The organism is Paenibacillus sp. HW567, assembly GCF_000374185.1.
Taxonomy (GTDB): Bacteria; Bacillota; Bacilli; order Paenibacillales; family Paenibacillaceae; genus Paenibacillus_AQ.
The window spans coordinates 6,239,133-6,255,339 of record NZ_KB910518.1 but is presented as its reverse complement, the minus strand read 5'-3'; the positions used below and the strand labels follow the sequence as shown (position 1 = coordinate 6,255,339).

At 48.3% G+C, this 16,207-nt stretch carries 17 protein-coding genes; 5 read left to right on the top strand and 12 right to left on the bottom strand.

The genetic code is table 11. From position 1 onward, the window contains the following. The first annotated feature begins 148 nt into the window (after window positions 1-148). Window positions 149-724: a flavin reductase family protein gene (locus B212_RS0127905; RefSeq protein WP_019914601.1), complete on the top strand. Its 576-nt coding sequence runs from the start codon at window positions 149-151 to the stop codon at window positions 722-724. A 245-nt stretch (window positions 725-969) separates the two neighbouring features. On the opposite strand, the gene rlmH is transcribed toward B212_RS0127905, so the two are convergent. Beyond that, on the bottom strand, window positions 970-1,449 hold the full coding sequence (gene rlmH / locus B212_RS0127900; protein WP_028531074.1) for a 23S rRNA (pseudouridine(1915)-N(3))-methyltransferase RlmH: 480 nt from the start codon (window positions 1,447-1,449) through the stop codon (window positions 970-972). 261 nt (window positions 1,450-1,710) lie between these two features. Between rlmH and infC the strand changes: the two genes are divergently transcribed. Continuing rightward, a complete protein-coding gene (gene infC / locus B212_RS0127895; protein ID WP_019914598.1) occupies window positions 1,711-2,232 on the top strand; it encodes a translation initiation factor IF-3 in 522 nt (173 codons plus the stop codon). A 303-nt stretch (window positions 2,233-2,535) separates the two neighbouring features. Here infC and B212_RS0127885 read toward each other — a convergent pair whose 3' ends face one another. Next, window positions 2,536-2,868: an ArsR/SmtB family transcription factor gene (locus B212_RS0127885; RefSeq protein ID WP_019914596.1), complete on the bottom strand. Its 333-nt coding sequence runs from the start codon at window positions 2,866-2,868 to the stop codon at window positions 2,536-2,538. A 136-nt stretch (window positions 2,869-3,004) separates the two neighbouring features. Here B212_RS0127885 and B212_RS32595 point away from each other — a divergent pair, with 136 nt between their 5' ends. Further along, on the top strand, window positions 3,005-3,967 hold the full coding sequence (locus B212_RS32595) for an MFS transporter (protein ID WP_019914595.1): 963 nt from the start codon (window positions 3,005-3,007) through the stop codon (window positions 3,965-3,967). A gap of 45 nt (window positions 3,968-4,012) precedes the next feature. Next, window positions 4,013-4,399: a hypothetical protein gene (locus B212_RS35580; protein WP_019914593.1), complete on the top strand. Its 387-nt coding sequence runs from the start codon at window positions 4,013-4,015 to the stop codon at window positions 4,397-4,399. Between the two features lie 166 nt (window positions 4,400-4,565). Here B212_RS35580 and B212_RS34125 read toward each other — a convergent pair whose 3' ends face one another. Further along, window positions 4,566-4,733: a CxxH/CxxC protein gene (locus tag B212_RS34125; RefSeq protein WP_019914591.1), complete on the bottom strand. Its 168-nt coding sequence runs from the start codon at window positions 4,731-4,733 to the stop codon at window positions 4,566-4,568. 534 nt (window positions 4,734-5,267) lie between these two features. Then, window positions 5,268-5,693, bottom strand: coding sequence for a hypothetical protein (locus B212_RS0127870; protein ID WP_019914590.1), 426 nt, complete (start codon window positions 5,691-5,693; stop codon window positions 5,268-5,270). 182 nt (window positions 5,694-5,875) lie between these two features. Between B212_RS0127870 and B212_RS32590 the strand changes: the two genes are divergently transcribed. After that, window positions 5,876-6,763: a polymorphic toxin type 44 domain-containing protein gene (locus B212_RS32590; protein ID WP_019914589.1), complete on the top strand. Its 888-nt coding sequence runs from the start codon at window positions 5,876-5,878 to the stop codon at window positions 6,761-6,763. A 533-nt stretch (window positions 6,764-7,296) separates the two neighbouring features. Here the strand turns inward: B212_RS32590 and B212_RS34835 are convergent. The 8 genes from B212_RS34835 to B212_RS0127820 all read right to left on the bottom strand — a co-directional run bounded on the left by B212_RS34835 (window position 7,297) and on the right by B212_RS0127820 (window position 16,008). Then, a complete protein-coding gene (locus B212_RS34835; protein WP_156830241.1) occupies window positions 7,297-7,443 on the bottom strand; it encodes a hypothetical protein in 147 nt (48 codons plus the stop codon). A gap of 152 nt (window positions 7,444-7,595) precedes the next feature. Continuing rightward, entirely contained in the window at window positions 7,596-9,395 is a 1,800-nt protein-coding gene (gene cydC / locus B212_RS0127855) for a thiol reductant ABC exporter subunit CydC (RefSeq protein ID WP_019914587.1), read from the bottom strand. Next, window positions 9,392-11,155: a thiol reductant ABC exporter subunit CydD gene (gene cydD, locus B212_RS0127850; RefSeq protein ID WP_019914586.1), complete on the bottom strand. Its 1,764-nt coding sequence runs from the start codon at window positions 11,153-11,155 to the stop codon at window positions 9,392-9,394. Before cydD ends, cydC begins: the two co-directional genes overlap by 4 nt. Then, the gene (gene cydB, locus B212_RS0127845; protein ID WP_019914585.1) at window positions 11,155-12,171 is read right to left on the bottom strand and encodes a cytochrome d ubiquinol oxidase subunit II; all 1,017 of its coding nucleotides are present in this window, start codon (window positions 12,169-12,171) and stop codon (window positions 11,155-11,157) included. The genes cydD and cydB overlap by 1 nt, the downstream gene beginning before the upstream one ends. Beyond that, window positions 12,158-13,561, bottom strand: a complete 1,404-nt coding sequence (locus tag B212_RS0127840; protein ID WP_019914584.1) for a cytochrome ubiquinol oxidase subunit I — start codon at window positions 13,559-13,561, stop codon at window positions 12,158-12,160. The genes cydB and B212_RS0127840 overlap by 14 nt, the downstream gene beginning before the upstream one ends. Window positions 13,562-13,787: 226 nt before the next feature. Further along, window positions 13,788-14,018: a cold-shock protein gene (locus tag B212_RS0127835; RefSeq protein WP_019914583.1), complete on the bottom strand. Its 231-nt coding sequence runs from the start codon at window positions 14,016-14,018 to the stop codon at window positions 13,788-13,790. 150 nt (window positions 14,019-14,168) lie between these two features. Next, entirely contained in the window at window positions 14,169-14,369 is a 201-nt protein-coding gene (locus B212_RS0127830; RefSeq protein ID WP_019914582.1) for a cold-shock protein, read from the bottom strand. A 391-nt stretch (window positions 14,370-14,760) separates the two neighbouring features. Continuing rightward, on the bottom strand, window positions 14,761-16,008 hold the full coding sequence (locus B212_RS0127820; protein WP_019914578.1) for a S1C family serine protease: 1,248 nt from the start codon (window positions 16,006-16,008) through the stop codon (window positions 14,761-14,763). Between the last annotated feature and the right edge of the window lie 199 nt (window positions 16,009-16,207).

The window sequence follows — 16,207 nt, the reverse complement described above, 5'->3', positions numbered from 1 at the left end:
CTGTAGAGATAGCCAACTATTTTCTTTGTTTGTTGTTTAAGCGAAAAAATCCCAGCATTGATGATTGAAGCTAAATATGTACCATTTTATAATTCACTATGTTATCAGATAATACATCTACCGAATAGGAAAAATAGGAGGCTTACAAATGAGAAAACCGATTGATTACGTTTCAGGACATGCTTACCCTGGTATGGTTGTCCTTGTGACATCTAAGCATGAAGATAAGCATAATATAATGGCTGCTGGCTTTCATACAACGATAGGTTATGCTCCTTTAATCTATGGTGTTTCGTTACGAAAAGAAGCATATTCATACGATTTGATTATGAAGAGTGGTAATTTTGGTATCAATTTTGTTCCGGCAAACTATGCTGAACTAATTCAGATTGTGGGGACTAGAAGTGGGAGAGAGAGAGATAAATTCTCTGAGTATAACATTGAGTATGATAATGGTATAAACCTTAACGTTCCAATACTAAAGGAAGCTTATTTTGCTTATGAGTGCAAGGTAATAGATTCAAGAAACTATGGAAGCCATGAGTTTGTAGCAGGAGAAATCAAGACTATTTACAAAGATGAAGATAAATTCATAGAAATTGATGGATGGACTATGCCTGATATGAACAAGTTAGAAATCCCTCTTTATTTAGGACGTTCCGTCTATGCTACTTTTAATGCTAGTTCGGAGCAGAAAGATTACGTTAAGTATCGTTTTCAATAAAGAAGGTAGGAGTAACAAAAGAAACAATCGACAAGGAAGTCGCCAACATTGACGCGCAGCGCAAGAGATACTTCAAGGGGGTAACAGCATTTTTTTGAACTGTCCCCTTCATCATTCTATAGTACAAATAAACCCGCAGAAGCCCGTTTACGCACCATTCCGACCAGAGAGTGACCTACCCTGCTCCTATCGTCGTCATGCTGCAAATACAGGCTCCTGCGAGTTTTTCTTCAAAAAACTTGCCCCTACTTATGATACGGTTCCCCCCGATTTATCTTCACCGCGCGATAAATCTGCTCCACCAGCACCAGCCGCATAAGCTGATGGGGCAGCGTCATGCGGCCGAAGCTCATGCGCTGCTGGGCGCGGCGCATCACGTCATCGGAGAGCCCGTGGCTCCCTCCGATGACGAAGACGACATGGCTCGTCCCGTAGGTGCCGAGCCGGTCGATTTCGGCGGCAAGCTCTTCCGAGCTCCAGAGCTTGCCGTCGATCGCGAGCGCAATCACATGCGCCTCGCTCTTGATGTGCGCGAGGATACGTTCCCCCTCGCGCGCCTTCACCTGAACAACCTCGGCTTCGCTGAGGTTGTCCGGTGCTTTCTCATCCGCCACCTCAATAATCTGCAATTTAAGGTATGGCGTCAGTCGCTTGGCATATTCAGCGATGCCGAGGGTCAAATACTTTTCCTTCAATTTGCCTACGCCAATAATTTGTATGAACATAAATCCTCCAGTAATATGCTTATGTAATAAACTTCCATCAACTTCTACAATCTGCCCGAATTCCAGCCCATATAATCCTGGCAAACAGTTATACTCCGAATTATAACACCAATGACCGAACCTCTGCGCTCAACCCGAAACTGAATTTGAACCCCCGGCAGCTTCCGTATATGATAACCATATGATGATTTATACAAGCTGAACTTAAGGATGGCGTTGTCATTCTTATGTTCACCTGATACAGCAGGAGGTTGGGTTACAGTGGCAGTCTTAATTAATGAACAAATTAGAGCATCCGAGGTCGTGCTTACCGGACTGAATGGTGAGGCAATCGGTGTTGTCTCCAGGCAGGAGGCGCTGGCTATGGCCCGCTCCAAAGGAGCCGATCTGGTCTGCACCTCACTGATGAGCAGCCCGCCGCCCTGCAGCCTGATGGCCAAAGGCAAAGCCAAAGCAGCGGCACAGAAAGAATCAGCGGCTGCACGCAAATCAGGCAAGGGCCCGCAGGCTGGCGGTAACGGCAGACAAGAAAAGGTCAAGGAGCTGCGCTTCACCGCCCACATCGAGGAGCATGATTACGATACGAAGCTGCGCCAAGCGGACAAGCATCTGCGCTCCGGCAAGTCGGTGCAGCTTGTAGTTAAGGCTTCCGGTGCGAAGGAGTCAGCAGCAGCCAAGGCAGTGCTGGAGCGTCTCTTGGCTGACCTGAAGGAAGCCGGAACCAAGGAAACGGGCATTCAGACCAGTGGGAAAGGCTCACAGGTAAAGGTCAACCCGCGCTAAATGGTTAGATTAAGGATTGATTCTATATTATCAATTATTAATGATCCCGCTGCCCGCTACAGGAGCGTCCACTCCCATAGCAGCGATATCTGCATCGCTTCCAGATACCCGTTCAGCGATAATATGGGGCGTCCCAGCAGCCACCGACATGGCTTTGGAGCGCCCCCTTCTTTTACTCCTTATCCCCTTTTAAACTCCTTGTTCCTGCATCTCCGCCATAAAAAGAAAACGCTCTCCGCAATAAACCTGATTTTATATTTCTATCTTCAAAAGCCCTTCGTCAGATCCCTGAGCGGATATCCTTCATTCTTCGAGTGCTTCAGGCTGCTCCCCAGCCTCATAGGCACTCAATACGGAATCAAGCACCCCGGGAAAACGGGCATTCAAATCCTCAGTGCGCAGCGACAGAATACGCTGTGTACCGTGGGCGCGCGTATGAACAACTCCTGCCTCGCGAAGTGTCCGGAGATGGTGGGACATCGTCGACTTGGCAATTGGCACAATGAAGCTGTTGCAGGCCTGTTCGCCATTTTTATGAATGTCCGAAACAACAGATAAGCGAATCGGATCGCTGAGCGCATACAGTACAGAGGCAAGCTGGATATCCTTGCGATCCGGATGAAACAGTATCTTCATGAACAAAATCCCCTTTGCGGTACAAATGGCTGCCGAATTTTTCATGTTCCTAATTGCATTTTATATCAACGCATGCTATATTTCAAATGTTCGAATATAATCGAATTATAAAACAAATAAAAGGAGTGGCCCTCACATGGACTCAACAAATCAAATTTCTGCTGCTGCGGAAAATGAAGGCTCTTCCGTGGAGTCCACTCTTCCAAAGGAAGGGTTGCTGACCCTTCTATTCAGTATTGCAGTTGTTCTCGTCATTATGAACACCGCCATGTTCAACCTGGCTCTGCCCGATGTGACCGAGACATTCGGCATTTCCCCTGCCGCCGCCTCCTGGATCGTAACCGGGTACTCCATTATGTTCTCTATCGCTTCAATTACTTATAGCAGGCTCTCCGACTTCCTGCCGATCCGCAGGCTGCTGGCGCTTGGTATGCTGACGCTTGGTATTGCCGCAATTGCCGGCTTCTTCAGCACCAACTTTATCTTTCTGCTGATTGTACGTATTGTGCAGGCCTCCGGCGCAGGCGCGGTCATGTCACTGTCGTTGGTGCTGTTCACCCGGTATGTACCGGTGAAGCGCCGCGGAAAAGCGATGGCTACCATTATGTCCGCAGTTTCGCTTGGCCTTGGCCTCGGTCCTGTTGCGGGCGGAGCAATCACCGAATATCTCGGCTGGAACTGGTTATTTGCCGTCACCGCCTTCATTCTACTGCTCGTACCGCTGTTTCTGATTTTGCTGCCACAGGAAGTTCCGAGCCGGGGTTCGTTTGATGCGCTTGGCGGCGTATTCCTTGGAGTTGGTACCACCGGTCTCCTGCTGTTCCTGACAAGCGGGCTTTGGATTGCACTTGTCGCAGGGCTTGCCGCTATTCTATTGTTCGTGAGCCGGATTCGCACCACCCGCGATCCGTTTGTCCTGCCTTCGCTTTTTCAAAACCGTTCGTATCTGGTGCTGTCTCTGGTTGGGATCGCCTCTTACTTATGCAGCTTTGCAACGCTATTCCTGCTGCCGCAAATCCTAACCCACCGCTTCGGCTTCAGCGCAAGCCATGCCGGGCTTGTGATTTTCCCCGGTTCGCTGCTCGCGATTGTCGTCTAGCGTTCGGTTGGGCGGATCATTGACCGCTATGGCAACGGAGGGATTTTGCGTTATGTGCCGCTGCTTGTACTTACCGCTACCGTGCTGTTTGCTATATTCGCCGGACATTCATGGGTGGCTGTAATGCTCATATATATGATTATGAGTCTTGCCTTCACAACACTGTCCAGTGGTGTATCCAATGAAATCTCCCGTATTCTCCCTGCCTCCCAGATAGGCTCCGGGATGGGATTGTTTCAGCTCATGCAGTTCTTCAGCGGAGCCTTCGGTGTAGCCCTGGCGGCTAGCGCCTTACAATGGCAAAGCCGCTTGTCCCTGGCTGCGGCATACTCCAACATTTATTGGGGACTTTCATTTGCCGCACTGATCGCCGTTGCTTCAGCTTTTGCCTACCGCCGCAGCAGCATCGGCGGGAATTTGGCGGATGCATAGGCTTGCTCAAGCGAACAATCCGTATCAAGCAAAAATACCCTGCAGCTCATTTCACAGCCGCAGGGTAAGCCTGATCAAAAGTGACCTCGTTCATGGGTGTATGCGCACCACGCCTGCGGTCATCTTTTAAAATAGTTGATCCAAGTTATGGTGAAGTACTGCGGCCCTAAACGACCAGGACCTCTGCATTCTTATCGCATTCCGCACATTTCGCCGGCGGGTCCCAGTCCGAGAACTCCGTCTCCTTCAGATCCACAATATCCGGTGCATCCTCGTACTCGTCCACAAATTTGTCGATGGCCAGCTCCACGTGTTCCTTACATACTACATACATTCAATCAAGCATCCCTTTCTGTGCCACTGCGATATATACTCCTCCTATTGTTCTACCACACTTCCCTGCAAAAAGGAACTCCCGGAGCGCATTTTACACACTGTCTACGAACCCCTGATGTTAGAAGAAAACAAAGTTTTAGACTGGTACGCCAGATCGAACAGCGGCAGCTCATACTCCTAGTGCTTCCGGGTTTCGCCGGTTTCGCCGGTTGCGGTAGCGACGCGACGAAGACGGCCGTCGAATTACGCAACTGCAGCTCATGCTCAGGTACTTAGAATGCGTTCTGGCGGTCAAATGCAGCTCCAGCGCGGTTTGCATTCCGTACATCTTCTCCAAGGCCTTAAGTCTAAACTTTTTCTTCATAGGCTGGCGATTCCACAGCTTCAGAACTTTGTAGTATCAACAATTTAAGTCTACAACTTTATTTTCTTTATTTAGCGATCGTGGTCCGCTGTTGCTGGGCATGGGGCTTAGAGCCGGGAGATTTACCCTCGGCCCGTTCAGACGCATGATAGGTTGACTTTAGAATAGTTATGACTTTTTAAATAACTTTATCAAATCAAACATAAGAGCAAAAATAAAAATTACTGCGGGATATACAAGGTTCAGAAATAAAATAATCAATCCAACAACTGGTAACGGCTTTAAGGCTGGGTTATTTAACGGGAACATTAGCGAAAAGATATTAATCAAAATAAGGTAATATGGAAACCATAATAAACTAGATAGATATTTTAGTTTTGAATTTATAAATTCTCTTTTAATGATTACCCCTACTAATATAAAAGCGACAATATAAAATGCAGAGATTATTAAGTTGGAAATCACAGTAACCTCATTTTCAGAATATTTAAACATGTCTAATATTCTGTAATAGTTTACTTTAATCTCGGTATGAACAAAGATTGAAACAGCAAATATTATTCCTATAAAGTTAATAAAAGTAAACTTTTTCAAAATGACTGTCCCTCCAGTACTGTGTGAAATTAGTCTTAAAGAGTGTTTTTATGATTCCTTTGGATATTATGGATAAAATATGAATATTGTGTATTAATTACACCAAATAAAGGATTAAAATGGTATGATGAAAAAAGGAGGAATTAATATACAAATTATAACAAAATAAGGAGGGATATTGTGTGAAAAGATTTTCATTTCTAATCTCGCTTGCAATTATTTGCTCATGTGTGTTCTCTGGATCTGCTTTTGGTGAAGAAATTCAGAAGTCTAATTCAGATGGAATTCCTGATTCCATCCGAAACAGTGCAATTTATAAGACAGATCCATTAAGTTCTCTTGACTCACAAGAAACAGATCAACTGAAAGCACTTCATCAAGAGATCATTAATAAAGGATTGATTTCTCTTAATGAAGATGGCCAAATTGTTCTTAATGATGAAACTTTCGACGTTTTAAAAGTGAATTCACAATTGCAAGATAACTATATCGAAAATATTGGCAGAATCAATTTTTTACTTGAACAAGGTGGGGTTTACTTAGATAACAATTTTAATCTACAAATGGGTTCGTCTGAGGGAATTTCACAAAGTATTTCAGAACGTAATCTTGAAGCAAAACAAAATCAAATTGTAACTCCATTTAGTGATCCAGGAGCTCCGCCGTTTCTTTACGCTTACTCTATTGCTACACAAAATTATAATGGGATGTATGATGTTTGGTCTTCTCTGGCCTTGGGTATTTACGGGAATCCCATTGCAGCTTTATCATATACTACTACTTGGTGGGTCGAAAGAGTCAAACCAGGTGGGATTTGGGATTACAAAGTAGTGTCTGGATACTCTCCATACTATAAACAATGGACTGCTTTTGTCAAAGGCGGAGGCACTCAAATTAGAACAACTGAATGGTTTGGTAATTATAATTATGGTTTTACTGGTAAGTTGCTTTTCTCTTTAGGTATTCTATATACGGGTGGGGATGTTGTATCTAAAATAACCGGGGGTGCACCAGATGATTTTCAAGATAGAGCAAATATAGCTCAGGGATATAATGAAAATACATTTTAAGTTTAATAAAAACATCAACTACTAGGTTAGTTTACTTAGATGAAGTTTATGATGATGTGTAATATATTTTAAATAAAATAATAGAATCCATCGTGTTTGTAAGCCACATTAGAGTTAATTACTTAATGTGGCTTTTCTATAAAATAACTTTTACCAACTTGACTATAAGCGTGTTAGTGACAGAAATGTGAATCTCTGATTTTCCTTAGTTAAAAGACCGATGGCACTAAACATTCATTTTATGATGTTTATGTCAGAAGAAATCAAAATATGAGGCCAAAAATAAAATTGTTTGTAGACTGATACGTCGGATCGTACAGTGTCAGCCTGATGCTTGGGTTTCGCCGGCTGCGGCAGCAGCGCGGCGGGAACGGCCGTCGGATCAAGCAATTGCAGCTCCAATCTACTACTTTATTTTCTACAGAACCGTTGCGGTTTGTATTCCCGACACCTAATCCAAGGTCTTCAGTCTAGAACTTATTCCTCATAGGCTGGTGATTCCACAACTTCATAAGTTGTAGTATTCAACAATTTCAGTCTACAACTTTATTTTCTTTATTCACCTGAATATCCTCCGCAATCAGCGGTGCAGCCCGCCAGAACTCTGGCGAATGTACATCAATATCCATCAGCTTCGCCGCATACGCGATTGTTGTTTTGCGTAACTGCCAACGCCCCACAAACACTTTTCCCACTTCTTATACTGTGCATACAACCCTTTGGAGAACAACAGCCCGAACGTATAACCCGAACTCACATACTTCCACTTCATCTGTTAAAAAAACTCCCCCGCCCAAACCGGGCGAAGGAGCCTCTTGGCATCTCCAAATATCTATTTCTCCGCAAACTCTCCCAGGAATCCACTGGGCCGGTCCAGCTCATACAGCCTGCGGTAGCGGGGTTCGCGGGCCATTAGCTCCGCATGGGTGCCGCGCATTTCCACAATCCCGTTCTCCATAAAAATCACTTCGTCCATCTGTTCCGCACCCACCAGATGATGCGTGACCCAGATTACGGTCTTATCCTTCATCGCCTCAAACATCGTGGCCAGCAGCTCGCGCTCCGTCCGTGGATCAAGTCCGACAGTCGGCTCGTCGAGCACAACCACCGGCGTGTTCTGCAGCAGGATACGGGCCAGCGCAATCCGCTGGCGTTCTCCGCCGGAGAAGCGCTGCCCTGCTTCACGCACCGGAGTATCATAGCCCTCCGGCAGCGAAGAGATCAGGGTATCCAGCTTGGCCAGCTCCCCGGCCCGCTTGATGTCTTCATCCGAGGCATCCGGGCCACCGAGCCGGATGTTGTTCGCAACGGTAGTATCGAACAGATGTGGGCTCTGGTTAAGCACGGCGATAATCTTCGGGATCATCTCGCCGTATGCCGAAGCGTCCACCCCGTTGATTACAGCCGAGCCAATGGAAGGGGCAATTACGCCTTGGATCACCTTCAGCAGCGTGGACTTACCCGCTCCGCTGCGGCCAATGACCGCAATCTTCCGCCCCTGCGGAATATCCAGATTCAGGTCGCGTATTGACCAGTCATCCCCGGCAGCATAACGGAATCCCGCGTTCCGCAGCTCGATATGCGCCTGCCGGGTTTCCTGAATTGTCTTCGTGGCAGTCTCGGCCAGAACCGCCGTATCCGCGCGTCCGGCTTCCCCCTGCACTCCGGGAATACTATCCTTCGCTTCTTCCACGCCGGACAGACGCTCCAGCGAATTGCGGTACTGCGGAATCTTCTCCACAGCATCCGAGACCGGCAGAAAAGCATCCGCCACCGGGAACACCACCAGTACGAACGCCGCAATGAGCGTTCCGGCAATAGCACCGCTCTGATATTCGCCCGCGGCCCAGTAGATCACTGACAGCACCGCGAGGCCAACGATGGCCTGGCCGATGAACATCCGCAGGCGTGCCCATTGCCTTAGCGCCCCGTCCGTGCGGGCGACCAATTTCTCGTCCGCTTCATAGGTGGCGACGAACTGGTCTTGCCGTCCGCTGATCACCCAATCACCCATGCCGAGTACGGCGTCGGTCAGCTTCTGGTAGAGCCGGTTGCGTTCCTGCTTCACCTGCCGCTGGCGCGAGCGCGTCAGCAGCAAGGAAACCAGCGGCAGCACAACAACCAGCACCAGCATGTACAGTCCCATCAGCAGGGCGAACGCCACATCGAACGTGCCCAGCGAAATAACCGCAGCGGCATAGATCAGAAGGGCAATGATGCTGGGGAATACGGTGCGCAGGTACACATTCTGCAGGTATTCTATGTCATCGGCCAGCATGCCGAGAATATCGCCGGTACGGAAGCGCGAGGAGAGGAACAGCGCCTGCGGCTCCAGAATATTGTACAGCCGGATACGCATCCTGGAGAGAATCCGCAGAATCGTATCATGGGAGACAAGGCGCTCCACATAGTGGATTACCGCCCGGCTCGTCCCGAAGGCGCGTACGCCAACAATCGGCACATAGATCATCAGAATATTTTCCGGCGGGATGGATGCCTTCGAGATCAGGAACCCCGAGGTGTACATCAGGGACGAGGCTGAGAAAATTGTCAGCGCACCCAAGGCAATAATCATCAGAAACCGCCAAAAGTAAGTATGAAAATAGGGAGCAAACCATCCTTCACGTTTCAATGGATTCCCTCCAATTGGCTTTGAATAAGGTCATAATAGACCCCTTTGCGGGCCACAAGCTCGGGGTGGGTGCCAACTTCGGCGACCTGTCCCTGCTGCATAACGACAATAAGGTCCATGTCGACCATCCAGTGCAGCCGGTGGGTAGCCAGAAATACCAGCTTCCCTTCAAAAAGCGGCAGCAGCGTTTCCTTCAGCTCATATTCCGTCTCAATATCAAGATGGGCGGTCGGCTCATCCAGCAGCATTACCGGACGGCTGCTCAGCAGCGCGCGGGCCAGCGCTACACGCTGCTCCTGTCCGCCGCTTAACGCACGTCCTCCGCCGCCGATCATTTCATCCAGCCCATTTGGCAGGGAGGCCACCAGCTCCGATAATCCTGCAGCAGCAATGACTCCTGCAACTGCTTCATTCGTCGCTTCAGGATAATAAAAGCGTACATTATCCGCCAGCGTACCGCTGAAAATATAAGGCCGCTGCGGAATATAAGAGGTCATCCTGCGCCATTTCTCGTCTGTAAGCGCACTGACCCGGTGACCGTTCACCTCAATGGTACCGGAGGTAGGATGCAGGAAGCCGCCCAGAATATCTACCAGTGTAGACTTGCCGGCTCCGCTCTCTCCGATAATGCCGATTGTGGCGTACCCTTTGAACTCCAGATTCACTTCGTTCAGCGAAGCAACGCCGTCCTCTTCATATTTTACGCCCACCCCATGAAGCGCAAGCACGCTGTCCTTCTGCCAATTGAATACGGCATCTCTGGATGCAGCGGCCTTGGATTCTCCAGCACCATCCGCCTCCAGCAGTTCAGCCTGAACAGCTTTCCGGTCAATAATGCTCCGCATCGCTTCTCCCGCTTCCTTGCCGTCCAGTGTGGCATGGAAGTCAGCCCCAACCAGCCGGACCGGCAGGAAATATTCCGGTGCGAGAATCAGAATAGTCAATCCGGTGACCAGCGTCATCTGTTCGTTAACAAGACGCAATCCCAGGCTTACAGCTACCGAAGCAACAGACAGCATAGTGAAGAAATCCATCGCAAACGAAGACAAAAAAGCTACGCGCAGCGTACGCATCGTTGCCGAGCGGTAGCGGTCGCTGACTGCGGCAATACTCTCACTGTGGCTGCGGCTGCGCCCGAGAAACTTGAGCGTCTCCAGACCGCGCAGCGAATCCACAAAATGATTGGATAGCGTGCGGTAAGACTTCAATTGACGGTCCATCTGCTTGCGCGCTGTCATTCCGATCAGAATCATAAAAACAATAATGATCGGCATCGTCAAGGTGAGAATGACACCGCTTGATGTGTCCAGGGTATAGACGTACACCAGCAGCAGGGCCGGCGTTACCGCCATCCCTACCATTCGCGGGATAATCAGCTCCATGTACGTTCTGAACTTCGTAACTCCTTCAAGCACAAGCGTGACCAGATCCCCGGTTCCCCGGTCACCGGCCAGCCTCGGCCCTAGCTGGAACAGCTTATCCATCGTTTGTCTCCGCATGCTGCTGCCGGTAGCTTCCGCGAAACGGTAAGATACACGGCTCATCAGCAGCGCACAGGCATGGCGTACCAGAAACGCAAGAAGGAACAAGAGCGCTTTAGCCCCTTGTTCCTTCAGCGGTTCTCCCGCAAACAGCGCAGAGACAACCTCTGCCAGCGATTTCGCCAGCAGAAGAATGGACAGGCTTTGCACCAGGGTAAGGAAGCCTACGATCAGAAAGACCGGCTTAACTCCTGCAACCCTAAGCAAATTTTTATCCATTAGTATTCAAGATGCTCCTTCTCGTGAACCCGTTTGTGGAAGATAAAATAACTCCAGATCTGATAGCCCAGCACAAAGGGCAGCAGCGACAGCGCCACAATCGTCATTACCTTCAATGAATAATGGCCGGAAGCGGCATTGGTAATCGTCAAGCTGAATGCTGCATCAATCGAGCTGATCATTACACGCGGGAACAATCCGACGAAGATGGAGAGCACCGACAAGGCCATAACCGCTCCGGTCATTCCAAAGGCCCAGCCGTCTCTCTTCTTGCTCATGAAATAGCCGGACAGCACATAAGCGGCAATTCCAAGAATAACAACTACGAGCAGCAATCCTCCGCGTTGTTCAAATACATCCGTCATGTAATATGTCATAGCTACAAAAGCAACCAGCAGCGCCGCCAGCGGGAACAGCAATTTCTGTGCCAGCTTGCGCGCCCGTTCCTGAAGATCACCCACCGTGCGGAGTGTGGTGAACATTAGGCCATGCACAAGACAGAGCAGCACAACCGTAATCCCTGCCACCACCGTATAGGCGTTGACGATATCGAAGAAGCCGGCATACATCTGCATGTCACCGTCAATCGGCAGCCCCTTGATGAAGCTGGCGAACACTACAGCGAGCAGGAATGGCGGAAGGAAGCTGCCGAAGAAAATGCAGGCATCCCAGGTTCTTTTCCAAGCCAGCGAATCCCGTTTGCCCCTGAATTCAAAAGCGACACCACGGGCAATCAGCGCCAGCAGCGCGAAGACGAACGGAATGTAGAAGCCGCTGAACAGCGTTGCATACCAGTTAGGGAAGGCCGCGAACATCGCACCTGCACCCGTCAACAGCCATACCTCATTTGCATCCCAGAAGGGACCAATCGAATTAATCAGCACCCGGCGCTCTGTATCATTTTTGGCCAAAAACTGGGTTTCCATCCCTACACCGAAATCAAAGCCTTCCAAAAAGAAGAACCCGATAAATAATACCGCAATCAGCACAAACCATAATTCATTAAGAGAAAGCATGCGATCCCTCCTTCGTGTATGGATCATGCGAGTCACCGTGATCGTTATCCATGGCATAAGGGCCTTTTTTGATCACTTTGATGAACAGGCCAACCAGCACAGCTCCCAGTATGGCGTAAATGGCCGTAAAGGAAATGACCGAGAACAGCACCTGCCCAGCAGTAACATTAGGAGACACACTATCCGCTGTGGTCATAAGTCCAAATACCGTCCAAGGCTGACGCCCGATTTCAGTCATGATCCAGCCCGATACATTGGCGATTGGCGGAAGCAGCAGCCCCCAGAGCATAAAGCGCATGAACCAGGTATTCGGACGTTCCATCTTCTTGCGCCACATCAGATAGATGGCATAGACGCCAAGCGCAATCATCGCCGTACCTGCGGCAACCATGATGCGGAAGCTCCAGAACGTTGTGCGCACAGGCGGGATATAATCCCCAGGGCCGTATTTCTGTTCATACTCTGCCTGCAGCGTATTCATGCCTTTAAGAGACCCGGAGAACTTGCTGTAGGAGAGAAAGCTCAGCATGTACGGAACCTTGATTTCATGTGTGCTTACTTTATTATCAGGATCAATGTTTGCGTAGACTGTCCACGCCGCAGGATCTCCACTGTCGTCCCAAAGCGCTTCTGTAGCAGCCATTTTCATCGGTTGAGTCTCTACAAGATACTGCGCTTGAGCATGACCCGCAATGGCTACGCCAAACGAGGATACGACCCCGACAATAGCAGCTATTTCAAACGACTTTCTGAAAAAAGAAACATCCTGCTTCTTCAGCAGTTTATACGCACTGATACCCGTTACCAGGAATGCGCCTGTAGCGTAAGCAGCGAGCACCGTATGCGGGAATTCCACCAGCAATTGTCCGTTCGTAATGAGGGCGAAGAAATCATTCATTTCAGCTCGGCCATTATTAATGGCAAAGCCAACCGGATGCTGCATAAAAGAGTTCGCGGCCAGAATCCAGAACGCCGATAACATCGTTCCCAGGGCTACCAGCCAAATGGCGAGACAGTGAATCTTCTTCGGAACCTTGTCCCAGCCAAAAATCCACAATCCGATAAATGTAGACTCCAGAAAAAAGGCCAGCAGCGCTTCAATGGCCAGCGGAGCTCCGAACACGTCACCGACAAAACGTGAATAATCGGACCAGTTCATCCCGAACTGAAACTCCTGCAAGATCCCTGTCACTACACCTACGGCAAAGTTAATGAGGAAAAGCTTTCCCCAGAACTGTGCCATTCTTTTGTACTCGTCATTGCCTTTTCTGACATACATCGTCTCCATGATTGCAATCAAGAGCGCAAGTCCAATCGACACCGGTACAAAGAAATAATGAAAAATTGTCGTCGACGCAAATTGTATACGCGACAGTATAACTGTATCCATATTTCTCCCCTTCCTTCTCCCCATTCATTACGTATATTCTGTCAAAAATCCAAACCCTTAAGTGTGATATTAATCACATTATACACCCGGTTTCGGCCTGAAAATCAATAAATTTGTGACAAATATCACAATATTACGTTTATAAAGCAAAAAAAATAAGACGGTTTTACCGTCTTGGATGTGTGCATCATTCTATAGAGAAAGCTTGACTCATAAAGGTGCTCATTTAGCTAATGGAAGTGCCCTTCTTCAGCGATTTAAGATCGCCATTTGAATTAAGCAATTGTGGCAGCATCTTCATGGAACGCTCCATCGGAGAGTTGCAGAGACGGCAAGAAGGCGCATGCTCAAATGCGAAATTATCCCTCATCCATCCGTTACATCCATCGTTGGTACAGGCCCATATCTCAGTATTTTCCTCCGGTACTTCCTCCAGAGGCTTCTTCCGGTAGTTCATTGCCGTTCCTCCCTTCCTTTATGTAACAAGCCCGAGAATCCAGACAAGTAAAAACGGCATTGCCGCCCTTGTTCTAAGGGCGGCAACCGTATCAGTAAGTTTAAAAAAAGACCGTCCCAGCTTTCACAAGCGGGACGGTTCCTTCTATTATTACAGTTTTACAACGTTTTCGGCTTGTGGTCCACGGTTGCCTTGAACAACGTTGAATTCAACGCGTTGGCCTTCATCCAAAGTTTTGAAGCCATCGCCAGTGATAGCGCTGAAGTGAACGAATACGTCGCTTCCGCCTTCAACTTCGATGAATCCGAATCCTTTTTCTGCGTTGAACCATTTAACTGTACCTGTTTGCATGTGTGTTACCTCCACAAATTTAAATTAATATGTTCTTTTTATCTTCAAACAAAGAAAAAATTCACACATTGAAAAAGGTTGTACTTCAGTTGACAGCCCTTTTCAATACGAGAATTAGGTATCAATTGTATGATTTATTTTTATGTTACCACACCTCAATAACAAAGGCAAGCTGATTCATCCGAATTTCTCCGTATTTCCCCTTATAAGGTTGATCTCCCAATGTAAGGGCTATCAGCTTATAAAAAGTATACAAATTTATACCTTCTTTATCCATTACCCTAATTATTTCACTTAGAAACGGTTGCCGCCCTTAAATAATAATTATAAGGACGGCTTGCCGCCTCTCTTCATGTGACTGCTTCATCATTATATACTGTCTGTCGCGTTTTTATTCCTCCGGCTTCTCAAGAAGCTTCACAGTGACCTGCTTCAATTCCCCATTGCGGTAAAAAGTGATTGTAAGCTCATCGCCGATCTTGGTGTGATCGTACAGATACTTCCGCAGTGAAAGCGTAGATGTAATCGGCTGATCGTCAAACTTCGTAATGACATCATTGAGCTGCAGTCCCGCCTCCTTGGCTGGACCTACAGCATCAAGCACGACTACTCCGTCCTTCACGCTCGCCGGCAGGTTCAGCTCCTTGCGCTGGTCCTCTGCCAATGGCACATAAGGGTTGTTCAGGTCAACGGAATATACACCCAAGTACGAACGGGCTATTTTTCCATTGGCTGTCAGTTCATCCGCCGTTTCTATCACATGATTGGCTGGAATGGCAAAGCCGAGGCCTTCCACGCCTGTATCAGAGATCTTCATTGTATTGATGCCTATTACCTTGCCGTCCAGATCTACCAGCGCGCCTCCGCTGTTGCCCTCATTAATTGCGGCATCGGTCTGAATAACTTCCTGCTCCCAGTCATATACGCCATCCTGGTTCAGCGATACGGGAATGGTCCGTTCAGTGTAGCTGACAATACCGGAGGTGAGCGAATCGCCGAGTCCCAGCGGATTGCCAATGGCGATTACCGTCTCACCAAACCGCAGCTTGGAGGAGTCGCCAATCTGGGCAATGGTATTGATGCCTTTGGCGTCTATGGAGAGCACTGCGATGTCGCTTACTTTATCCGCACCAACAAGTGTAGCCTTGCGGGTCTCCCCGTCAACCGTAACCACTTCCAGCTTGCCTGCGCCATCAATCACGTGATTATTGGTAATGATGAAGGCCTTGCCGTCGTTTTTCTTATATATAACCCCTGAACCCAATGCCGACTGATCTTGAATATTGAGTTCCTTGTTATCTTCTTTATGATTAATAATGCTTACCACCGCAGGACGTACAAGAGCGGCTGCCTGAACAATCCGGTCATAGGGATCACCGCTGCTCACAGCGAGCTTGCCTATTACTGAAGGTGAACTGGCTTTCTCATGAGTGAACTGCCCTGTGACCATACTGAAGAGAAGCACCGATATCACAGCGCTGGCTATGGAGCAGATCATTGCCACCTGCCACGTTGCCAGTCCCCTCCGTGATTTGTGTACAGCCCATTTACGGCTGCCAGCTCCACTGGAGGCCTCACGTTCCCTGCTTATGCGCCGTGACACTTTCGTTGAATAGAAATCATCATCAAACAGTCCCACCGTTACACCCTCTCCCCTCTATTGCTACTGCATTCAAGACCTGAACGCCAAGCAACCACGTCCGAGCTCATCACTTTATCTCTTAGACTCCAGGAGGCACTAAAAGGTTTCAACTGATTAAGTACACAGGCTCTCTTATTCTTGCAGCCTAGCATAGATCGTTACGTATTTTCGAAGAATATTTTGCAACTTAAAAGAC